This window comes from Nonomuraea sp. PA05 (assembly GCF_008086045.1).
Lineage (GTDB): Bacteria > Actinomycetota > Actinomycetes > Streptosporangiales > Streptosporangiaceae > Nonomuraea > Nonomuraea monospora.
Genome location: NZ_VSEY01000001.1, coordinates 429,475 through 450,264 on the forward strand (window position 1 = coordinate 429,475; position 20,790 = coordinate 450,264).

30 protein-coding genes are annotated in these 20,790 nt (G+C 67.6%); 23 read left to right on the plus strand and 7 right to left on the minus strand.

What is annotated here, in order from left to right:
• Positions 1–376 precede the first annotated feature (376 nt).
• From FXF51_RS02230 to FXF51_RS02255, 6 genes are all read right to left on the minus strand, one after another.
• Complete coding sequence (locus FXF51_RS02230; RefSeq protein WP_148432508.1) at positions 377–646, minus strand: hypothetical protein; 270 nt, start codon at positions 644–646, stop codon at positions 377–379.
• Positions 647–735: 89 nt separating this feature from the next.
• Complete coding sequence (locus tag FXF51_RS02235; protein WP_148432509.1) at positions 736–1,530, minus strand: GntR family transcriptional regulator; 795 nt, start codon at positions 1,528–1,530, stop codon at positions 736–738.
• A gap of 103 nt (positions 1,531–1,633) precedes the next feature.
• Positions 1,634–2,341 carry a PP2C family protein-serine/threonine phosphatase gene (locus FXF51_RS02240; RefSeq protein WP_148432510.1) on the minus strand — a complete coding sequence of 236 codons (708 nt, stop codon included), beginning with the start codon at positions 2,339–2,341 and terminating at the stop codon, positions 1,634–1,636.
• A gap of 6 nt (positions 2,342–2,347) precedes the next feature.
• Complete coding sequence (locus FXF51_RS60430; RefSeq protein WP_187414119.1) at positions 2,348–3,991, minus strand: GntR family transcriptional regulator; 1,644 nt, start codon at positions 3,989–3,991, stop codon at positions 2,348–2,350.
• A 38-nt stretch (positions 3,992–4,029) separates the two neighbouring features.
• Positions 4,030–5,277 carry an XRE family transcriptional regulator gene (locus FXF51_RS02250; protein ID WP_222871080.1) on the minus strand — a complete coding sequence of 416 codons (1,248 nt, stop codon included), beginning with the start codon at positions 5,275–5,277 and terminating at the stop codon, positions 4,030–4,032.
• 176 nt (positions 5,278–5,453) lie between these two features.
• On the minus strand, positions 5,454–6,245 hold the full coding sequence (locus FXF51_RS02255; protein ID WP_148432511.1) for a GntR family transcriptional regulator: 792 nt from the start codon (positions 6,243–6,245) through the stop codon (positions 5,454–5,456).
• A gap of 337 nt (positions 6,246–6,582) precedes the next feature.
• Here FXF51_RS02255 and FXF51_RS02260 point away from each other — a divergent pair, with 337 nt between their 5' ends.
• From FXF51_RS02260 to FXF51_RS02315, 12 genes are all read left to right on the plus strand, one after another.
• Positions 6,583–6,978, plus strand: coding sequence for a hypothetical protein (locus FXF51_RS02260; protein WP_148432512.1), 396 nt, complete (start codon positions 6,583–6,585; stop codon positions 6,976–6,978).
• Positions 6,975–7,286: a hypothetical protein gene (locus tag FXF51_RS02265; RefSeq protein ID WP_148432513.1), complete on the plus strand. Its 312-nt coding sequence runs from the start codon at positions 6,975–6,977 to the stop codon at positions 7,284–7,286. Before FXF51_RS02260 ends, FXF51_RS02265 begins: the two co-directional genes overlap by 4 nt.
• A complete protein-coding gene (locus FXF51_RS02270) occupies positions 7,286–7,504 on the plus strand; it encodes a hypothetical protein (protein ID WP_148432514.1) in 219 nt (72 codons plus the stop codon). The genes FXF51_RS02265 and FXF51_RS02270 overlap by 1 nt, the downstream gene beginning before the upstream one ends.
• The gene (locus tag FXF51_RS02275) at positions 7,501–8,055 is read left to right on the plus strand and encodes a hypothetical protein (protein ID WP_148432515.1); all 555 of its coding nucleotides are present in this window, start codon (positions 7,501–7,503) and stop codon (positions 8,053–8,055) included. The genes FXF51_RS02270 and FXF51_RS02275 overlap by 4 nt, the downstream gene beginning before the upstream one ends.
• The gene (locus tag FXF51_RS02280; protein WP_148432516.1) at positions 8,052–8,279 is read left to right on the plus strand and encodes a hypothetical protein; all 228 of its coding nucleotides are present in this window, start codon (positions 8,052–8,054) and stop codon (positions 8,277–8,279) included. The genes FXF51_RS02275 and FXF51_RS02280 overlap by 4 nt, the downstream gene beginning before the upstream one ends.
• Positions 8,280–8,324: 45 nt before the next feature.
• Complete coding sequence (locus FXF51_RS02285) at positions 8,325–9,407, plus strand: hypothetical protein (protein ID WP_148432517.1); 1,083 nt, start codon at positions 8,325–8,327, stop codon at positions 9,405–9,407.
• A 201-nt stretch (positions 9,408–9,608) separates the two neighbouring features.
• The gene (locus FXF51_RS02290; RefSeq protein WP_148432518.1) at positions 9,609–10,046 is read left to right on the plus strand and encodes a hypothetical protein; all 438 of its coding nucleotides are present in this window, start codon (positions 9,609–9,611) and stop codon (positions 10,044–10,046) included.
• 174 nt (positions 10,047–10,220) lie between these two features.
• Complete coding sequence (locus FXF51_RS02295) at positions 10,221–10,508, plus strand: hypothetical protein (RefSeq protein WP_148432519.1); 288 nt, start codon at positions 10,221–10,223, stop codon at positions 10,506–10,508.
• Between the two features lie 133 nt (positions 10,509–10,641).
• Entirely contained in the window at positions 10,642–11,100 is a 459-nt protein-coding gene (locus tag FXF51_RS02300) for a hypothetical protein (protein WP_148432520.1), read from the plus strand.
• Positions 11,101–11,112: 12 nt separating this feature from the next.
• Positions 11,113–11,628, plus strand: a complete 516-nt coding sequence (locus tag FXF51_RS02305; protein WP_148432521.1) for a hypothetical protein — start codon at positions 11,113–11,115, stop codon at positions 11,626–11,628.
• Complete coding sequence (locus FXF51_RS02310; RefSeq protein ID WP_148432522.1) at positions 11,625–12,860, plus strand: hypothetical protein; 1,236 nt, start codon at positions 11,625–11,627, stop codon at positions 12,858–12,860. The genes FXF51_RS02305 and FXF51_RS02310 overlap by 4 nt, the downstream gene beginning before the upstream one ends.
• Positions 12,861–12,906: 46 nt before the next feature.
• Positions 12,907–14,967 (plus strand): hypothetical protein, encoded by a 2,061-nt coding sequence (locus FXF51_RS02315; RefSeq protein WP_148432523.1) that lies wholly within the window; start codon positions 12,907–12,909, stop codon positions 14,965–14,967.
• Positions 14,968–14,978: 11 nt separating this feature from the next.
• On the opposite strand, the gene FXF51_RS02320 is transcribed toward FXF51_RS02315, so the two are convergent.
• Positions 14,979–15,572, minus strand: coding sequence for a hypothetical protein (locus FXF51_RS02320; protein WP_148432524.1), 594 nt, complete (start codon positions 15,570–15,572; stop codon positions 14,979–14,981).
• Between the two features lie 155 nt (positions 15,573–15,727).
• Here FXF51_RS02320 and FXF51_RS60435 point away from each other — a divergent pair, with 155 nt between their 5' ends.
• From FXF51_RS60435 to FXF51_RS02360, 11 genes are all read left to right on the plus strand, one after another.
• A complete protein-coding gene (locus tag FXF51_RS60435) occupies positions 15,728–15,877 on the plus strand; it encodes a hypothetical protein (RefSeq protein ID WP_187414120.1) in 150 nt (49 codons plus the stop codon).
• Positions 15,878–15,948: 71 nt separating this feature from the next.
• Positions 15,949–16,488: an NUDIX hydrolase gene (locus tag FXF51_RS02325; RefSeq protein WP_148432525.1), complete on the plus strand. Its 540-nt coding sequence runs from the start codon at positions 15,949–15,951 to the stop codon at positions 16,486–16,488.
• Positions 16,488–16,631, plus strand: coding sequence for a hypothetical protein (locus FXF51_RS60440; RefSeq protein ID WP_187414121.1), 144 nt, complete (start codon positions 16,488–16,490; stop codon positions 16,629–16,631). The genes FXF51_RS02325 and FXF51_RS60440 overlap by 1 nt, the downstream gene beginning before the upstream one ends.
• A 165-nt stretch (positions 16,632–16,796) precedes the next feature.
• Positions 16,797–17,021, plus strand: coding sequence for a hypothetical protein (locus tag FXF51_RS02330; RefSeq protein ID WP_148432526.1), 225 nt, complete (start codon positions 16,797–16,799; stop codon positions 17,019–17,021).
• On the plus strand, positions 17,015–17,863 hold the full coding sequence (locus FXF51_RS02335) for a hypothetical protein (RefSeq protein WP_148432527.1): 849 nt from the start codon (positions 17,015–17,017) through the stop codon (positions 17,861–17,863). Before FXF51_RS02330 ends, FXF51_RS02335 begins: the two co-directional genes overlap by 7 nt.
• On the plus strand, positions 17,860–18,060 hold the full coding sequence (locus tag FXF51_RS02340) for a hypothetical protein (protein ID WP_148432528.1): 201 nt from the start codon (positions 17,860–17,862) through the stop codon (positions 18,058–18,060). The genes FXF51_RS02335 and FXF51_RS02340 overlap by 4 nt, the downstream gene beginning before the upstream one ends.
• Entirely contained in the window at positions 18,060–18,326 is a 267-nt protein-coding gene (locus tag FXF51_RS02345; protein WP_148432529.1) for a hypothetical protein, read from the plus strand. The genes FXF51_RS02340 and FXF51_RS02345 overlap by 1 nt, the downstream gene beginning before the upstream one ends.
• Entirely contained in the window at positions 18,323–18,664 is a 342-nt protein-coding gene (locus FXF51_RS02350; RefSeq protein ID WP_148432530.1) for a hypothetical protein, read from the plus strand. Before FXF51_RS02345 ends, FXF51_RS02350 begins: the two co-directional genes overlap by 4 nt.
• A gap of 217 nt (positions 18,665–18,881) precedes the next feature.
• Complete coding sequence (locus FXF51_RS60445; protein ID WP_187414122.1) at positions 18,882–19,046, plus strand: hypothetical protein; 165 nt, start codon at positions 18,882–18,884, stop codon at positions 19,044–19,046.
• Between the two features lie 65 nt (positions 19,047–19,111).
• Positions 19,112–19,381: a helix-turn-helix transcriptional regulator gene (locus tag FXF51_RS62370; protein WP_262379242.1), complete on the plus strand. Its 270-nt coding sequence runs from the start codon at positions 19,112–19,114 to the stop codon at positions 19,379–19,381.
• Positions 19,378–20,742, plus strand: a complete 1,365-nt coding sequence (locus FXF51_RS02360; RefSeq protein ID WP_148432531.1) for a tyrosine-type recombinase/integrase — start codon at positions 19,378–19,380, stop codon at positions 20,740–20,742. The genes FXF51_RS62370 and FXF51_RS02360 overlap by 4 nt, the downstream gene beginning before the upstream one ends.
• Positions 20,743–20,790: the final 48 nt, after the last annotated feature.

The window sequence follows — 20,790 nt, forward strand, 5'->3', positions numbered from 1 at the left end:
GCTTCGACCCCGCCCGTTTCCAGACGAAACCGCCAGCCTGCTACCGGGCCTCCTGGCAGCTACCCGGACCGGACTTTCACCGGCAAGCGACGACGAGCTTACGAACAACAAGATCCACCGCTACGTCACGGCTTCACCTCCTGCTCTGCTGGGCGCACGAAAAAGGTTCAGTCCGTCTATTCACCAGCATTGCGCTGCTAGTGACGGCCAGGTCGCCGATAGGACGCGGCCATCTCATGTGCCCATGCCTGGACTCCGCTGTTGTCGGACTCGAAACCCATGGACAGCGCGGCCTGCCGAGTCGCTTCGGCGGCGCGCTCGTCGCCGTTGTCGGCCTCCACACAACCCACCAGCAGCGCGAGCCACCCGGCGAGGCTCAGCTGCGGTGCTGCGCGAGGGTGAGCCGATGGTCAAGCAGCGTGGTCAGTCGCGCGAACCACCGGCGGCCCTCAACGAGAAGCTGTCCGGCGGCCACGTGCGGGTAGTCGCAGCAGAGCTGATCCACGGTGATGTGGAGGCCGTCGATCGTGGCGTCATCAACAGTCGAGGCCCGCAACCGGGTGACGATCTTCAGCGTGTCGAGCTCGGCCGCCGACGCGTCCCGTCCGTGGTCACGTGCGCTGAGGGGGAACATCGCGGAGGTCACCGTCCCGAGCGTGGCCCGGGATCATCGGTGCACGGGTGGACTTTGAAACGATCTGAACCGCACTCTCTGGTGGGTCCGTCCTGTAGTGGTTACTTGTGACGAGCGAAATCATGCAGCGGTGACTTCCGAGCGGGCCAAGTAGGCGGCAGCCCGTCGTACGTGACCATCACGCGAGTCGGGTCGATGACCATGCGCAGCCACTCCATCCGGCGGCCCTGCTGGTCTCGGGTGAGCCGATCCAGGGTGAGGACGGGGAAGCCGGTCATGAGCGTGAGCTCGGCCGCTTCTTCGGCGGCGGCTGGCCGGGCGGACAGGTGCTCGTCCGCGCTCGCAGGGGTGATGCCGGCGGCGCGCATGGCGTCGTAGACGCCGCTGATGGTCTTGCCCTGGCTGGCGAGCGGTGTGCCCTCGACGAGATGGGCGGGATAGTAGGCGGTGTGTACCTGGCAGGTGCTGCCGTCGAGGGTGGCGTGCCGGGAATGGCGGAGTACCGTGTCACCTTCGGTGAGGCCGAGTGCGTTGGCGACGTCGGCGTCGGCGGGTTCGTGGGCGACTTCGACGGTCACCATGGAGCCGGTCGCGCCGGCCTGCTGGCACGCGTTTTTCCACGCGCCGAGCTGTCCTTCGGGTTCGATGATGGCTGGGTAGCGCAGAAGGGGAACGCGGACGGGCCGCCAGTCGAGGACGAAGGTGCCTTGGCCACGTACTCCGGTGACGAGGCGTTCGCCTTGGAGCTGGTTGAGGGCGGCGGTCATGGTGGCGCGGGCCACGCCGTACTCGTCGCAGAGTTCGGTCTGGGTGGGCAGCGCCGTGCCAGGTGGCCATTCGCCTTGCTTGACGCGCCGTCGTAGGTCGGCGGCGATCTGTCCGTACTGGGTGGGCACGGTGGTGGTCTCTCCCGCGCATGGGCGTCTCGTAGCCTCACAAGTCTAGTCTTGCGATTGCCCCTTTGACGCGGGGGAGAGGCTCGCCACGTGGCGCCCAGCCTCAACCATCGTGTGTGTCGATGACGATTACCGTGATGTTGTCAGGGCCGCCCTGGTCGAGGGCCTGTTCGATGAGCCGATCGGCGGCTGCGGCTGGATCCGCGATATCCAGCAGGGTGCTGCGGATGTGTTCCGGCGGCACGACTCCGCTGAGGCCGTCGGAACACAGCAGAAACCGATCACCAGGGCGCAGCTCGCGCGAGGTCAGGTCGGGGGATCGTCCATCGGCGCGGCCATCGAGAAATCGAGCGATCTTCTCGGGCAGATGCGGAACATCGGCCGCGTCTGCGACGAGGTTCCCGTACGTGTGATCTTCGCTGATCTGGATCAGCTCGCCATCTCGCAGCAGGTAGGCCCGCGAGTCCCCGATGTTGGCGACGACGACCGTGGTCCCCGACCAGAGCAGGGCAACTAGCGTGGTGCCCATGGTCGCCAGTTTCGGTTCGGCCTCGATCCGGTGACGCAAGGTCTGGTTGGCGGAGTGGATCGCTTGCCCGAGCAGTGTGGACAGCTCCGCAGGAGGGTGTGAACGATCGTAGGGCTTGAGCATGTCGATCACGGTGCTGCTGGCTACGTCCCCGGCAGCATGCCCGCCCAGGCCGTCAGCAACGGCGAACAGGTTCTGGCCGGCGTAGACGGCGTCCTCGTTGCGACGGCGCACGAGCCCGACGTGGGTTCGCGCGGACGCTTCAACGGTGCGAGGGCTCATGGGCGTTCACCTGTCGGTCTCGACTTCGTCGGGCGGGCCTTGCATATCGGGCCAGGGGGATTGTGTGGACGCGTCGCGGTGCAGGACGTGCACCGTTTCTACCCGGTCGCTCGCGACGATGTACTCGGTCACCTCGATAGGTTGTCCGTCACCTCCGGAGGTACCGACGCGGACGATCTCCAGGACAGGCAGGCTCACAGGGATCTCCAGCAGACTGGCCTCGTCAGGGGTTGGTGTGCGCGCCCGGTGAAACTCGGTCCAACTAATGGGCCAGTGGCCAGCCCTCTCCAGCAGGTACAACCAGTGACCTGGGCCGGGGTCTTCGGAGGCGACCTCAGGGACGTCGGTCACGCCCCGCGGGTGTATCCACGAAGTGTTGATCTGGAAGGGCGGCTCGGATTCGGGGCCGGTGACGCGGAAGCGCCGCATCACGGGCGTGCCGGGTTCGACGCCAAGCAGCTTCGCGATTCTCGGGTCGGTCAGGGGTTCATATCCGGCCAAGGGCGTGGAGTGGTGCTTCCACTTCTCCTGGCTGGAGGCCGAGGGGAAGGAGTAGCCGGCGCTGTCGGTGGCCTTGTTGCGCTTCACAAGATTGCCACGTGGTCTACGCAGTCGCATCATGCCGTGGCGGACAAGGGTGCCCCCATCTTGCACGGACCAGAGGTAGCCCTCCCGTTCCAGGACGTCGATCGCGCGCGCGACGGTGTCACGGCCGGCGCGGTACTCCGCAGCGAGATCGTCCAGGGGAAGCGGAGTTCCGGGCGTCCACTCGCCTGCATCAACCCTTGCCCGGAGGGCATCGGTAATTTCCAGATAGCGTGGCTTGGGAGCCTCGACCAATTCGACGAAGGCCACTGTGGCGTCGTCGGACTTCTTGAAGCGGGGCCAGCGTTGTCCTGCTGGGTCGGTCTCCTCCACGCGCCGTACGTGCTGGATCAGACTGCGGGGCCCGTGCTCTTGCAGGTGATCGAGGCAGGCCGTCCAGTCCATTTCCTCGAACGTGTCCACTGCGCGGGATGCCCCGTCGGTGAAGATCGCAACTCGTCGAACCTGATCCATGGGTACTTCGCCGGCGATCGCGTTGAACGCGGCCTCGCGCTCGGCCGCAGCGACCCAATAGCCGCCGGGCACGTTGCGTGCTTTCAGTTGCTCGACGGACATTCGCGCCACTGCCGCTTGGTGTTCGGGGGTGCCGATGGCTTCCTGACGTGTGGCGGCCAGGGCTTCCGGAGCGGCGTGCTCAACCCGCGTGTCGGAGACGATTTGCATCTCCGTGGTCATGTCGAGCACGATGACGGTGTCCGCCAGTACGAGGTAGTCGAACATACCGTCAGCACGCTTGCGCAACATCGCCACCGCCGCAGCGGGAACGCCAGGCCCGCTCAAATCACAATCATCTCGATGCAGCTCCGCCACCTGGTCGATCGCCAGCGCCAGGGCAGTGGGCATGTCAATGTCCTCGCTCAGCAGCATGAGCAGGCGCCCACCGAGATTTCGGGTGAACCACGCGACACTGTGGCGACAGCCTTGAGCGGCAACGCGCGGTGCCGTGACTCCATCGAGCACGATCACGGCGTCGGGGCTTGCTGCTACCCAGTCCTCGTTAGCTCGTTCGGTCGTGCCGCCAAGCGTTTCGAACGCGATGTTCACGTTTCATCCCTCGTACCGAGCACCAGCTCTGGAGGCAATCACTGACGGGACACCAACTGCCCTCGTCCGCGCTTGGAGGTGAGGTCGCGCAGTTCGTCTAGGTACGCCCGCACGAGCGGATGATCAGCATGCTCTGAGCCGACCGCACGCACCAATTCCTTGGACGACATGATCAGATGCGGGACAGACCTCCGCTGGGCCTTGAGAGACTGATGACCAAAGCTGACCGCCTGCTCCACGTCGCCGCGCCGGGCGGCAATCACCCCAAGCGTCAACCGCGCCTCCGAGATCCGCATCGGCGCCAACTCCTCACCGTCCGCACTCATGTGCGCCCGGATCACCTCGCTCGCGTATACCTCGGCACGCTCGTTCTCTCCGAGGATGCGGTAGGCGTCCATGCTGTAGAAGTCGTACTTCAACGGGTCGATGGTGAAGTGATTGTCGAGGTTCTCCGGCACCGGCAGGCTCTCCAGAGCCTTACGGCCCTGGTCGAGTGCAACCTCGACCTGGCGTCGATCGCCGATGCGGGCCCAGGCCTTCGCCTTCTGCGCGTGTAGTTGCACCGCTACACCGAGCCCGTCGGCCACGGCCAGGCCCCGGTCGGACGCTGCGATCACGCTGCGGTAGTCACCACGGGTGAGCGCGAACCAGGCGGCCATCTCATGCGCCCATGCCTGGACTCCGCTGTTGTCGGACTCGAGACCCATGGACAGCGCGGCCTGCCGGGTCGCTTCGGCGGCGCGTTCGTCGCCGTTGTCGGCCTCCACACAACCCACCAGCAGGGCGAGCCACCCGGCGAGGCTCAGCACGTCGCGGTGCTGCGCGAGGGTGAGCCGATGGTCGAGCAGTGTGGTTAGTCGCGCGAGCCACCGGCGGCCCTCAACGAGAAGCTGTCCGGCGGCCAGGTGCGGGTAGTCGCAGCAGAGCTGATCCACGGTGATGTGGAGGCCGTCGATCGTGGCGTCATCAACAGTCGAGGCCCGCAACCGGGTGACGATCTCCAGCGTGTCGAGCTCGGCCGCCGACGCGTCCCGTCCGTGGTCACGCGCGCTGAGGGGGAACATCGCGTGGGTGACTGTGCCGAAGGTCTTGGCGATGAGTGGCGCGTAGTGGTCCGGGTGGACTTCTCCGGCCTCCCAGCGCTGCCATGACCTCTTGAGCGAGGGGAAGTCAGGTAGTTGCTCTGCGGAGTTGGCCGCCAAGGCGTGGACAGCGTCGTCCTGGGTCCATCCTCGCGCGAGGCGCTCGTTGCGGATGCGCCGTGCCCATGCGGGACGGTCGTCCATGTGCTACCTCCTGTGGCGGGGAGTCCAGACGTGTTCGTACCCAATGTGCAACACAAAGGAAGATCATGGAGGGCGACAAGTAGACGACATCTGCGGATGTCGTCTAGCCATCGGGGTCTTGTCTGGTGGACGGTCAGCACATGCATCGCATGCGCACCGACCTTCCGATCGTCGGGTTAGTCCTCCAAGCGCATCCGGTAGCGCAGCTTGGTCAGGTGCGTCGGGATGACGAACACTGTCACCTTTACAGGCTGGCCGTCGTCGTCCTCCCCGACATGCAGGATTTCGTACACCCGCTGGTCTTCGGTTACTTCGAGGAAATTCATTTCCTCTGGCTCGGGCGGCCGGACATCGACGGTCTCCTCAATGCTGGCCTGGGCGCGCCCAAGGTCGGCCAAGCGGCTGCTGATCCCGCCGACGCCGGTGTCCTCGTCCTCGATTTGCGTACCTTCGGCGATGGCGAGCGGGATGTAGCTGACAGCGATCTGGTACGGGATGCTGCGGCCGTCGGGCGCGGGCACGATCTTCATGTAGCGCGCCCGCATCACCGTGGATACCTCAGCGGAGCTGACTCCCAGGATGTCGGCGACGTTCTGCGGCGGGCGGACGCGATCGATGATGTTGCGGGTGTCCATCTTGTAGTCGCGGTCGGCCAGCTCGGCGGCGAAGGCACCTCGCGCGCCGCCGCGTTCCCGATGGGATCGACTGTGTCGTGCGGAGGCATCGCGGATGAGCGGGGGTATGTCGCGAACGATGGTGCCGACTCCGCGATGGACACGAACCCAGCCCTCCGCGCGGAGGATGGCCAGTGCGCGGTTAACGGTGACGCGGGTGACGCCGTACTCCTCGGCCAGGTCCACCTCGGTCGGCAGCTTCTTGCCCAGCGGATACACGCTGTTCTTGATCTTGTTGCGAATGTCTCGCGCCAGCTCGCGGTAGATGCTCGCGCCGCGTTCCGACGACGTCATGCCAGCCCCTTCATCAAGAACATGAACAACACCCTAGCGGTAGGTACTACATTCTCAAGACCTAGCTTGACGTAGTACCTATGGAAGCGTAGGAAGTACCTATAGCACATGGTGAGCAGTGGCGCGGGAACGCCGCGGCTCCGGAACAGGAAGGCTTCCAGCGCACCAGCGCCGGAAGTCTCCGCACAACAGCAAACGGCCCCCGGTGCGGGAACACCGGAGGCCGCCGTATCAGGCTCTCCTCGCGAAAGGTCATCGCCTGATGTTGTCCATCATCGCACCAAGCCCGCCCAGCGTGAACCACAGGCCGCCTGAACGGCCTCAGCTGCCGTTGGAGATGCGCCTCCGCCACCAGCGGCACGCGCTCCAGCACCTGCTCAACAACCCTGACCGGCTCTGCGTCTCGGACCCGTCCCGCTGGGACGACAACCTGGACCAGGGCCAGACCCGCGCCCTCTGCAAGGGCTGTCCCCTCACGGTCGAGTGCGGGACGGTGGCCGTCATCGACGAGGCACTCGTCCTCGCCGACTCCGAGCGCCACACGATCAACGCCCGCAACTGGGTCGTGTCCGGCACCCGCGGCGGCGTGACCGCCCGGGTCAGGCGGCCGACCGTGCGAGCGTTGGCGGACCGGATCATCATCGAGCGCATGGCCCGCGCCGAGAAGGCCTGCGCCAACGCCGAACGCAAGAGCCAAACTGCGAAGGCCGCGAAGGCGGGGACGGCCTCATGATCCTCGCGGCTGACCATGGCCTGCACATCGACAGCCACGATGTGCTCGATGCCCTTCCCGGCAAGCCCGGCAGCGTCTGCCACCTCATGCGGTCCGTGGGCGGCGACAAGAGCACTCACCACGAGCGGTTCGTCACGCTCGGCGGTCTCGACGGCCCCACCGTCACCTGGACCGCGATCTGTGCCGACCACTGCCCAAGCCTCGACGGCAACGGCGTCTGGACCTGCACCGGCTGCCCCGTCACGGACAAGCCCGGCTCGCTGGCCGACGCCGAGTCCCATGTCCCCTCTTGCACGGGAGGTGCGTGATGAACGAACTCCTGTCTGTGCTCGGCCTACTGATGACCGTGGGGGGCCCGACCGTTCTGGTCGTCGCCTCGTACCGGCGGGCCAAGCCGTACAAGGAGGTCGGGCACTGCCTCGACACCGGCATGGTCAAGGTCCGGTGGCGAGACGACCCCAAGCGCACCTACATCTACACGCCCGACCGCCTCTCCGACATTCTGCAGGGGAGGGCGCTCCGATGATCGCGAAGCGAGCCCTCGCAGTCGTAGGCATCGCGACCCTGCCCCTGGCCACCTCAGCATGCAAGCCGCCTGCGGCCGGCGAGACGGCAACGCCCTCCAGCGCGATCTGCAAAGTTGGCGGAACCGCCAACGAAATCGGCAAGATAGGCCTCAACAAAAAGCAGACCCGCAACGCGGTCATCGTCATCCGCGTCGCCGTCGAGCGGGACCTGCCCCGGCGCGCTGCCGTCATCGGCATCGCGACGACGCTCCAGGAGTCGTACCTCGACAACGGCGTCGTCGGGGACGACGGGACCGCTTTCGGGATCTTCCAGCAGCGGCCCGTATCCGGCTGGGGCACCGTCGAGACCGCCACCACCCCGGAGGTAGCGGCGGGCAAGTTCTACGACCAACTCGTCAAGGTCAAGCGGTGGAAGAAGAGGCCGCTCACCGAGGCGGCCCAGGCCGTCCAGCGCTCCGCATACCCAAACGCCTACGCCAAGCACGAAGACGAGGCCGAGCAGATCGTCGCCAAGCTCACCCCGCGCGCCTGTAAGGAGGCTGGCCGATGAGCCTGTTCAACCTGGGGCACCGCAGGAGCGACCCAACTCAGGACGTGCGGAACTCGCTCGGCGACCACGCGGGTCCCGGCGGAGTGCCGTGCTCGAAGTACCGCATGCCTGGATCCGAGGACATCCTGCACGTGATCTACCTCGGCGACGACGCGTACAGCGCCATCGGCGAGTGCCCCGTTCCCGACACGGCCGCCACCTCGGCGACCTCCGTATCCCCCTGACCCACACGACACCACGACCAGGACGACACAAGGAGAGATGACCCCGTGACCACCCAGCCCAGCACCCAAGGCCACACACGATGGCCGCTCTGGGGCTTGCTCGTGTTCTGCGGGGCCATCTCCCTGACCCTGAGCGTCATGCACGCGATGGAGAAGGCCGCTGCAGGGGACGAGCTGGCTCTGGTGAAGGGCTTCCTCATCGGTATCGCCCCCGTCATCGCCGCAGCCTTCCTCGCTCACCTGCTCACCGACCCCTTCGCCCACAACCTGCTGAAGGCCGGCGTCGGGCTGGTGTTCGTGGGCGGCATGGCGCTCAGCGTGAACGCCCAGCAAGAGGTGGTTCTGCCGTTCGTCAGCGGCAACCACTTCCTGGCGATCCTCTTCCCGATCGTGCTCGACCTGTCCACCGTGATGGCTCTCCTGGCCTTGTCCGGGGTCGGCTACACCTACAACCGGGCCCTCCAGATGGAGGAGCTCCGGGCGGAACTCCAGCCGATCCTGGAGAGGGAACTCCAGGGAAAGTTCGCGGTGGAACAGGCCGCCCGCGAGGAGAAGTTGCGGGCGGAACTCGGGCGGAACAAGGACGCGGAAATCGCGGAACTTCGGAGGGAACTCGCGGAGGAACACGGGACGGAACTCGCAGAGGTCCGGAGGGGACTCACGGAGGAACAGGGCAGGGAACTCGCGAAGCTCCAGCAGGCGCACAGCGAGGAACTGTCCGAGCAGGAACAGGCCCTCCGCGGTGAGTTCGCGACCCGCTGGAACCAGGCTGAGGCCCAGATTCGGAAGGCCGCCGAGTCCGAAACCGAGGCCCGCGTCCAGCAGGCGGTGATCGCGGCCGAGGCGCGCGTCCGACTGGAGCTGACCAAGAACGGCACCGCCAGTAAAGGTCGGCAGAGAGCGATCGGGCGAGGCGCCAAGACCGAAAGCAAGCCGCAGGTGAGCATGCGCGACCGCGCCGAAGCCCTCCTCCGCAACACCCCCGACATGACGGCGCGCGACCTCGCCACCGCCCTCGACTGCACGCCGAAATACGCCCGCGACCTGATCAAGGATCTGGTGCCCGGTCGCGGAAACGGTCCGGACGAATCAGGCGACGAGGGGGTGCGCCTGCATGCGGTCCCGTAGCGGGAGTTCCGGCCCTTCTTTCCTCCGGGCCGAGGCTCCAGTTTCCCCGCTTGTTCCGCTCCGAGTTCCGCCCCGGTTCCGCCCCGGTTCCGCTCGGAGTTCCCTCCTCAGTTCCGCACCAGTTCCCTCTCGACTTCCCTCTTCGTTCCCTCCCGAGTTCCCCTCTCCAGTTCCCCGCACCGGTCCCAAGGAGTCCCCCACATGGCCGCCACCGACCTCCTCGCCCGCTACACGCCGCTGCCCGTCGAGGACATGGCCACCGGCGACATCCTCGCCGGCGAACTCGTCTACGGCCCCGGCACCGACCCCGACCGTGTGATCGTCCTCCTGCCGGGCCGCGCGCCGCTCCTCGTTGCGCACGCGGACCTGGCCGGCTGCCTGACCCGCACGGTGCGGGCCGAGCTGGACGGCGGTCTGCGGCTGACCATGTTCCCGCAGGCGGGAGGCGTCTCCGTGGTGTGGGAGCTGTCCCAGCTCAGCCCGGACGGGGAGCGGGAGACCGTGCTGCTGGTGAGGGTCGGCACGGGTTGGCTGCTGCCGTACCTGTCGGCCGCCGCCAACGTCGCGCCCGAGGGCGTCGAATTGCCCGTCGCGGATTGGGACGCGGAGGCCGCTCGGTTCTTCGGGGGACACCAGTGAATGTGACTCTTCGTGACATGGCTTGGGAGCCTCACAGCTCCGGGAAGCCCTCCATCAGCGCATTCAGAGGGCTCCCTACACGCAGTACCGCGCCCTCGCGCCCCCGCGCCAGCGGACAGGCGCGCGAGGGCATCGTATCCGCAACTACGCACGGTCACAACTCGGAAGGCGGAAATGGCGCGACCAACTCGGGCGCAGATCCGGCAGGAAGTCCGAGACGAGGAGTACAAGCGGCTCAAGAACAAGGCCACGACCGGCCGCGAACTGCTCTACGCGGCCCTGGACTTCCTGCTTGCCGAGCTGACCGACCTGGCCAAGCTCCAGTCCGCCCGCGAGGACAAGGTCTGCCGCGAGCTCGTCGAAGACATCGAGAAGGTCGCCTACGACACCCGGAAGGAGGCAGATGATGAGCGGAAGAATCAGATCACCATTCGCCAGCGCGCCCACCTCCGACGCCGCTGAACCCCAGGCCCCGGCGAGCACCGCAGCGACGCCGCCCACCGCACAGCCCGTCGAGCAGCCCGAACCCGCCGCGCAGCCTGCGTCGTCGCCGGCCCGGCCGCGGCGCACGTGGCTGGCCCGGTTGGAGGCCCGGATGCCCGCCCTCGGCGCCCAGCGACTGCCGTCCACGGCGGTCGTGCGCGCCTACCACGCGGACGGTGGCTACGTGCCGTGGGAGTCGGGCCTGCTCGCTGCGGTCTGCCGCGTGCACGGGGTGTGGATCGCGACGCCGTGGTGCTTCATCTTCACGGCGGTCGCGTGGCTGGGCGCGGGCGACTACCGCCGCCGCCTGCGGAAATTCCGCCAGGAGGGGCTTCCCGGCCTGTGCCGGTCGCAGCTCCCGCCGCTGGACGCCCTCCACGGGTTCTCCCGCGTGTGGGTGGCGGGGTGGTCGGCGGTGGCGTGGACGAACCTTAAGATCACCCGGCTGCCGGTGACGCTGTGCTACGTGTTCCCCGCGACTGGCCCTCTCTGGTGGCCGCCACTGTGGTCGCTGTTGCGGCCCTTCTTCGCGCCCTTCTTCGCAGGCCTTCTATCGGTCTTCTCCAGGTGAAAGGGACATCTCATGTACTGGTGGGACTTCGCCTCCGCTTTCCTCCTCGGCGTCGGCCTGGTCATGGGCCGCTTCCGCCGCAAGGACAAGAACAAGCCGCTCAACGGCCCCGCTGGGGGCGCCGCGGCGCAGGGTGCCCCCGGCGCCGCTCCGGGCGGGGGCGCCCGTGGTGCCGCACGCGGCAAGCTCGGCATGTGGGCCGCCTTGGTACTGCTCGTGTCCAGTCTGCTCGGCACGTTGACGATCGTTGGTGGCTGGGCGGCCAGCATGGGGTCGTGGTTGGCGGTCAGCTTCATTCTCGCGGCGATCGTGCTCACGACCACGTCCGGCATGCTCGTGGCCGGGGTGGTTCTTGATCTCAAGGACGGCGTGCCCGACCGGCGCACGCTGCTGGCGTGCATCTGCGGCCCGCAGATCGTCATGATCGCGCTCGGGGCGTTCCTCGGCGCTGGCGTGCACGACACCTTGGTCAACCAGATCAAGGTCACCCAAGCCGAGGTCTTCAACGTGGCACAGGGCGGCCGATGAACACCGTCCTCGCCGCCATCGTCACGATCGCCCTCTTCGTGCCGGTCGCGATCTACTTCTTCAGCGTGATCGGCCGCGAGCGCGAACAGCCGGAACCCCAGCGGCAGGAAGCACCGCAGGTCGAAGAGGGCGGCACCGCAGTCGCCGTCACCGTCAATCGTCCCGAATCCGGCCGGACGACGAACGTTGCGCTCACCTGGATCAAGCAGGTGATCAACGGGGGCCGGGACAAGCCAGCGATCGAACCGCCACCACCCCCTCCGCCCAAAGACGACGTCGGGCCGGAGTGGACGCCGCCGGCCGACCTCGACGACCTGCCCGACCTGCGCGACTTCGACGTCCAGGTGGAGGTCAACCGGCCCGCCCCCGACACGACCTCGCCGCCGGAGAACCCTCCGGCGGCCGAGGCCGTCGCGATCGAACGCGGGCTGCTCGACCGTGTGCGGGACTGGCTCGGCAGCGCAGGCGACGCACCTCCGCCGCCGATCAAGCCGGTCCGGCCGGACCCAGACTGGCTCGACATCACCGCAGACCCCCGCCGCCTCCCGGAACCGCGCCTACCGGGCCTGCCCGCCTCCGACGCTCCGGCCATGCCGGAAGTGCAAGTCGAACGGCTCCCCGACGTGGCAACCATCGGGACCGGCGAGCCGACCGCGCCGCCGCCCCCTGCCCTTCCACCGGCCGACTCCGTCGTCGAGATCGAACCTGTCGAGGTCATCGCCCCCATCGAACTGCAAGGAGTGGACGACGTGGACCTTGTGCCCACCGGACGCAGGACCATGGCCCGCGTCCCCACGCCGCACGGCATCCAAGCCGCGATGCGCACCATCGGCTACACCATCCTCTACACCTGGCTGAAAGCCTTCCGCAAAGCCAACGGCGACGATCTCGGCAACGCCCAGCGCATGCACCGCATGGCACTCGGGCACGCCCAGCGCGCTCGGGTGAAACTGGCGATCGCCTCCAACCTGCTGCTGGCCGTCCAAGCCGACAGGCTCGGCCCGCACGTGATCCGCAACTGCACGGCGACCTGGATGCACGCCCACCGCGAGGCCTCGGCCGCCTACAACGTGGCCATCTACACCGGTGAACTCGTCCGGGCCTCGGGCGGAGTCCCCCTGTCGATCAAGGCCGCAATGAAAGCGCTCGAACGTGACCACGGCGGCATGGCAGCCGCCGCGCGCAAGATGACCGTCGAACCCGTCCGCGACATGGGCTGGTACCGCCGCTAACCCCCTCACACCCACGCCCATGCATCACCCTGAAGGAGTACATCTCGTGGCCGCCACGCCCACCGCACCCGCGCAGCCCCAGACGGAGCAGGTGCCGCCGACCAGCCCTCCTGCACCACCGCAGCAGGAGAGCCAGTCCGGGCTGGCCAACGCCACCGCCTGGAACTGGAACCAGATCCTGAACCGGCGCCACCGGTTCCGCCACACCTGGCCCGCGCACGCCGCCGTACCCGCCATCTGGGGCGCAGGCACTCTCCTCCACGCTCTCGGCGTGCCCGGCTTCTACGTCGCCGCCGGCGGAGCCACCGCCTACGGAGTGACCGCCCTCGTGCGCACGTTGTGGCCGAAGCTGCGCACCACGCTCGCATCCCGCCTGTGGTGGGCGGGAGCCGGCGTGTGGCTCACCCTCGCCTCCGAAGTCGGCGCGACGGGGCTCATGCAGACGCTGATGTTTCTCGGCGCCGGAGCCACCGTCCTTCCGCGCATCTACCGCTACCGAACCCGCATCAGCCTGCCGACACGGCCACGGCGGGAAGCCCTGCCCACGGCGGACAAGCCGCAGGAGCAGGCACCGGACCCGTACGTGGTCCGATGGGACGCCACCACCGGCAAGACGAACCGTGGCGTGCTGCCCGGATCCAAGCTCACCCAGCGGACCCCGTTCGCGTACGGCGGCGCCCGCGGCATTCACTACCGGCTCATCCTCGATGGACAGATCACCCGAGAGGCCACTTCCGCCCGCGAGAAGGTCTGTGGTGACTTCGGCGTCACGATCGACGAGATCCAGATCGAGGCGCCTTCGGACCGGCGGCTGAACGCGGCCGAGGTGACCTTCCTGAACAAGCTCGCCGTCGAAGACGTGCAGTGGTGGACTCAGCCCGGGTTGGACATGGAGACCGGCGTCTGGCGCATCGGCCCGTTCGCGGACGGGCGCGGCGACGCTGCCCTCCAGCTGTGGGAGCCGGAGTCGGGGCCGCTGCCGGTCACGATCATCGGCGCGCAGCGGACCGGCAAATCCACGCTGCTGCGGTCGGCCGCGTGCGAGTTCAAGGACAAGCCGATCCGGCTGCTGTACGGCGACCCCATGAACGGCCAGTCCTGCCCCGAACTGCTGCCGTATCTGCCGAAGAACGGCGTCGGGCTCGGCCTGGACGGGATCAAGACTCTGGTCGAGTACGTCCACGCCGAGATGCAGCGACGCAGCCGCATGCTGGCCACGGTGGAGCGGACAGACCGGCACGGCAACAGGGTGCGCGGGGTCCAGTCCTACGACCGGCCCGGCGCGCACGGCCTCGACATGCTGGTGCTCGCGATCGACGAGTTCCACAAGGTGGCCCGCGACCCCGACATCGTGGACCTGGTGTACGACATCCTCGCCGAAGGGTCGAAGACCGGCATCGTCCCGTGGATCATCGACCAGAACTCCTACGTCGCCTCGTTTGGCGGCGGCGACATGCTGGGCCTGCTCAACGCGGGCAACACGATCCTGCTCCGCAACGGCGACCCGTCCATCGCCCGCGACACCATCGGGGACGTCATGGACGTCTACCCGCACATGATCGAACTGACCTTCCCCGGTGGCGGGCACACGAAGGGGTGCGGCTACGTGAAGGGCGCCACTAAGCGGCCGGTCATGATGCGGATCAGGGATGTGGACAATCTGCACGCCGTGCTGGGCGGCGCGCCGCCCGCACCGATCACGTGGCTGCCTGCCGCGCCTGGCGAAGCTGACACCCCACCTGTGACCGGGATGACGGCCAGCACCGATGAGAACGATCCGGGCGGTGACACGACGGGCGACGACCTGCCAGAGAACACGCCCACGCTCGGCGACGACTCGGCCAGCCTGCTCGCCGACCCCACCGACATCGGCCAGTTGATCGAGTTCGTGAAGCTCGACCCGGCCGAACTCGCGGTGGCCGAGTCCGCGATTCTGCCCCTGCTCGACGGGGCCGAGCAGGGGCTCACCCTCACTGACCTGGAGCTGGCCACGCAGATGCAGCCGATGGCCGTGCTGATCGCCGTGCGCTCCCTGGAGGGCAAGGCGGAGATCAAGCCGGTTGACGAACACGGCACACGGTATCGGCGCGTGAGGAGGGCGTCATGACCGGCGGGTGGTCATGCACCGAGACGCGTCAGCCGATCGTTGAGGGTCGGCGGGTCCAGCCGCCCGCCGCCGAGATGGCTGTGGTTGGAGCGGCCAGCCAGCCACCGCAGAGCCTCTGTCACGCTCTGCCGCCCCACCCAGGAGACGGCCAGCTCGTCCGCCTCATGCACCCGGCCGCGCAGCGCGTGCGCGGACTCGATCCGGGAACGCCACCCCAGCACGCTGAAAATCAGGCCAATGCCGCCCACGAACAGGAACGGGGCCAGCCCGATCAGCAGCCCGAACAGAGCGACGATCGTGCTGCACCCCAGCAAGAAAGGCGCCCACAACCCGGCCAGCTCAGGCGTACCGAGGTGGACACGGGCCAAGTGCACGGCGACGATGCCCTTCACCACGTCACGCGGCGCCTCCACAGCCAGACGCTCACCCACCGTGAGCACCGGCCGCGGCCGACCTGCCACGGGCGCGGCGATCGCCACCTCAATGCCGTCACCGGCGATGAGCACCTCAGGATCGCGGAACCAAGCTGCCTCAGCCGGAAGCGGGATCTCCGCGACCCGCTCGGAGATGAGCTGGGCGTACGACTGCGCGTGGGAACCCTGCATGTCCGCAGGGTAAGCGCCGCCCGGCTTCCCGTACAGCACAGGAGGCCGTGCTGTCTCCATGTTGGCGAAACCGCCAACTAATTTTCGCGCTTCCTCCGGCCGCCCGGCCGGAGGGGAACCGGCCCCGCTCGGGGGTCACGGACGAAGGGAAACGCATGGTGATCAACACCGGGATCTACTGCTCGAACGGCGGATCCATCTCGCTGTCGGGTGTCGCCATCGGCGACGGCGCCACCGTGATCCTCGGCGTTGACGAAACGCAGACCGACACCGACGTCACCGTCACCGTCACCGACCAGGAGTAGTACCCGACCGGGTTGGCGCGGCACAGCCGTTGCCGCGCCAGCCCCGACCATCAAGGAGACCGAACACCCCCATGAAGACCTGCGACAACACCAGCGTCGGCGCCATCATCCTCGACCAGCACGGGCGGCTGCTCGTGTTCGACCGCAACACCGACCCGCCCGGCGTCGCCGGCCCCGCCGGGCACATCGACGACCACGGCACCGCCGCCGACGCGGTCATCGCCGAGGTGGCCGAGGAGGTCGGCCTGACCGTGACCACGCTCGACCTCATCGCCGAGGAGTGGCAGCCCAACCAGTGCCGCCGGCTGCCGGGCCCGGCCGGTGTCGGTCACCACTGGGCCATCTACCGGATGCAAGTCACCGGTGACCTCGCGCCGAGTGCGAGGGAGACGCGCAACGCCCGGTGGGCTGGCCCCGCCGAACTGCAGTCGCTGACGCAGCGCACGCTCCAGCACGCCTACAGGCTGGTCTCCAACGAGGAGTTCCGCGCTCGTCCGGGGATCGAGCCAGTGTGGCTGCTGTGGCTGGCCGCTGCGGGCCTCGTTGAGGTGCATCCGGAGTACACGCCGCTCGTGCACGAGCTGATCGCGCGGCCCCTGGCGGTGGGGTAGTGCGCTACATCGACGCTGCGCACCAGCAGGCCTACCAGCATCCGGGCGACGACGTCTTCACCGCGCTCGCGTGGCTGGACACCAAGCACCTGACCGGCGAGACCCCGTTCGAGGGCAGCCGAACCGAAGGGCTCGTCACCTGAACGAGCGCCGACACCGGCAAGCAGGACATGCAGCTCACCGGAGGACCCCGGCTGGCTGGCCGACCACTTCGCGGAGCACTGCTCCGAGTTCACCGACGTCCGTATCTACACCCGCGACGTCCGGCTGACGATGTCGGCCTGGACGGAGATCGAGAGGACATCCGCATGAGCAACACCGTCACTGCGCTGGGCAAGACCGCCGCCCTGCTACGTGCCGACAACGAGACCCTGACCGACCAGCAGATCATCGATGCCCAGCTCGCCATCGCGGTCCTGCTGGAGACGCTCGACGCCTTCAGCACCACTCTGCCGCCGGAACTGGTGGCGGTGGCGCAGCATGCAGCCGAGACCGTGCTCGCGATGTACCCGCCGGAGGTTCAGCCGTGCTGACCCTGCCTCCCATCGACCTGCCCGGGAACGTCCACCACGTCAAGGAAGACAATCCCGTTTATGTCACCGGCGCCGACAGCTACCGGATGAGCTGGGCCGCCGTCATCGAACGCACCGACCCTCGGTGGGACGGACTCACTGCAGGATTCATCGAGGAGTACCGGCCGACCAGCACGTTCGGCGTCGCCGGGATTGAGAGCCAGGAGCACTCGCTGATGTGGTTGGGCGCGGCCGACGTCATCGCCCGGTTCGTCGCCAACCCGGTGGCCGTACCGTGGGGGGAACTCGGCGAGCACGGCGGCTACGGCGACAAGTGGCCGAACGGCGACGCGTGGAACGCGTTCATTCCCCACACGACGTGGAACCCTGGCGGGCAGGGCGTCGTCACCGAGTACTCGTTCGACGACGGCAACGGCAGCGTCGTCGTGTACGAGCTGCTCGGCCGGCCCGCGCTGCTCTCTCCCGGCGTGCGCGAGATCGGGGATGGCCCGGTGCCGGTGGTGACGTTCCACTGCACCCGCTGCCACTACGACGGCGACCACAGCGACCGGTACATGTCGGCCCGTCCCGACGACCGCCGCACCGTCTGCCGGAAGGCGCGGCAGCACATGCGGCCGGGCCGCTGCCGAGGAGAGGAGGCCAACGCGCGCGGCGACCAGATGATCGCCGCTGTGCGAGAGGTCGTCGGCAGGCCCGTCACCGGCAGCACGAAGGGCCTGCACGCGGCCTGGTGCCAGAAGCGGGATCTCGACTCGGACGGCGTCATGGTGTCGAGCTCGTGCGCGGAAGTTCAGGCGGCGCGTACGCACACAGCCCAGCACCAGGCGGCGGTGGCGAGATGAGTGACATCCCCTCGGCGATCGAGGAACTGCGTGCTGACGTGGCCAAGCCGTACAACGCCAAGCACACCTCGTACGTGGAGCTGGTCGGATCGGCGGCGGACCTGCTCCAGGCGATCCACGACACCCGGTCCGGCTGCTCTGAGCGGGTGGTCGTGGCGGCCGAGCGGTTCGCAGCGGCAACGCTGCTGGAGGACTGATGCGGAGCCTTCTGATCGGCCTCGCTGCCGCGGGCTACTTCGCGGCGGCGAGCTGCCAACCCGCCACGCAGGAGCTGACCGGTGTCGTCATCGGCTCTCAAGGCGGCGATGACATCAACGCGGCCGACCCGTACGAGCGGCCCATCGTGAACGTTGAGGACGCCCACAGCCAGATCTGGAGCGTGTGGGTCTCCCCGCAGGAGCGGGACGCCTGTGCCGAAGTCAACAGCCCCTACCCCGACTGCAAGAAGGCGGCCAGGCCGTGACGTACGCGCACGCGGACGGGCGGCCGGCGGGCGCCCGGATCACGCCGGAGACACATCCATGCCGGTGGCTGGCCGAGGAGGTGGTGCTGTTCCGGCAGGGCATCTGCTCCTACCAGGTCGAATACGGCAACTGGGGACCGCCGAAGCACTGCGGGGCCCCCTCGGACCCGGAAGCCGACTTCGGGCACTGCCGCGAGCACGCGCTCCAGATCGAGGAGGAGCGCAGCGCGAACTGGTGGCACGGGCTGGGTGAGGAGCACGACGATCCGTCCATCGACTGGAGGCGTCACTCGGAGCTTCTCGTGGAGGCCGAGACCGGTGGTGTGTCCGCCGGATGATCCAATGCTCCGACGATCGAATGATCAAGCAAAGCAGCAGGTCGCAGGGTTAGTAGACAGAATCAGAACGCCGACCATATGGTGATAGCGACGCGCGCTGATCGCGTCTCCCGCGCCGCACGCCGACACGTGATCAGCTCGGTGGTAGCAGGGAAGACGCGGTCACGCGGCCTCCAATCTCTCAGGTCGCGCGGAAAAGCCCCCAAGGAGGAGCGCCGTGAAGATCCGCATCGTCGGCCTGCCTGACGAAGCGCCCCAGGCCGCCAACCTCATCGCCCGCACCTTCGACGTCATCGAGATCTCCGAACCGATCCCGTCCCGTGGCGCCAGCCGCAACGTGCGCATCTACATCGAGGCGCGACTCCCGGAATCCACCGAATAGCAAAACGGCCCCGGGCTGCCACCCGAGGCCGTACCGCCTACAAACGAATAGGAGTACTCACCATCATGTCATCATTACCCGGTCGCAGCCAAGCCCCAGTTGGCGGAACCGCCAACGAACGCTCCAAATCACATCCGAGCAGGTCCCGCTCCAAGGGCCCGCAATGGCTCACCATCGACGAGATCCTGCACGAGCTCGGCGTTCCCCGCCGCACCTGGCAGAAGTGGCACACCCGCAAGCAAACACCCAGGATGCTCAGACTCCCGAACGGGGAGTACCGCATCCACCGCGACGACTACCAGGCATGGCTGGCCGGTCTGGAGGTGGACGCGTGAGCCGGTCGTACAAGGTCACCTTCTGGAAGATCAAGCGCAACACCTCCAGCAAAAAGCCCTCGTACGTCGTGCGCTGGACCGTCGAAGGTAAGGAGAACTCCAGAACACTCGGCGGCAAGGAACTGGCCGAGAACTTCCTCTCCGACCTCCGCCAGGCCGCCCGGCGCGGCGAATGGTTCGACACCGAAACCGGCCTGCCCGAATCAATGCTCAAGGCCCAGAATTCGCGCACCTGGCTGGAGTTCGCGCGGGCCTACATGACCTCCCGGTGGCCGCACTTGGCAGCGAAATCCCGGGAGAACATCGTCGAGAGCCTTGTCGTGGTCACGATGACGCTGACGCTCGACCGCAAAGGCCGACCCGACACCGAGATCCTTCGACGAGCGGTGCGCAAGCATGTGTTCCTTCCCGAGGAACGCCAGCCAGACCCTGACGCCCAGATTGTTGCCGCGCTGCGGTGGCTCAACGCGGCCTCGCTGCCAATGAACGAACTCAAGGAGGCGCGCCACACCCGCGCGGTACTGGAGGCCCTGGCCGTGGTGCAGGACGGCACCAAGGCGGCGACCACGTCATTCCGGCGCAGACGGGCCGCGTTTCACACCGCTTTGGAGCACGCCGTCGAACTCGGTGATCTCGATTTCAATCCGCTCGATCGCGTCAAGTGGAAGCCCGCCAAGTTGTCCAACGTGGTGGATCGACGGGCGGTCGTCAACCCCCGCCAGGCGCGCGAATTGCTTACCGCCGTGACGTATGTCGGGCGCACGCGTGGGCCAATGATGGCGGCGATGTTCGCCTGCATGTACTTCGCCGGCTTGCGCCCCGCCGAGGCGCAAGGACTTCAGAGGAAGGGCTGTGTCCTGCCGGTCGAAGGATGGGGCCAGGTCACGCCGTCCAAGACTCGGCCGCAGAGCAACAGCGACTTCACCGACTCTGGAGGGTTGTTCGACGAGCGCGGCCTCAAGCACCGTGCGGAGAACGAGGAGCGGCCCGTGCCGATCCCGCCCGAACTGGTCGCCATCCTGCGTGCCCACATCGAGACCTTCGGCGCCGCATGGGACGGCAGACTGTTCTACACCCGCGGCGGCGGCACCTTCACCGTGTCCGCCTACACGCAAGTGTGGAAACAAGCACGGGAACTCGCTTTCACCCCCGAGCAGGTCGATTCCCCGCTGGCGGGGCGCCCCTACGACCTGAGACATGCAGCGGTGTCACTGTGGCTTAACGCCGGAGTTCACGCCCCCGAGGTCGCTGAGCGGGCCGGACACAGCGTGGACGTGCTCCTGAAGATCTACGCCAAGTGCATCGACGGGCAGCGCGAGATCGCCAATCAGCGCATCGAAAAGGCGCTGGGGGAAGAATGATTTACAGGACGCCGCTCCGGAATAGAAGCGGAATGACCAGTGTGACCG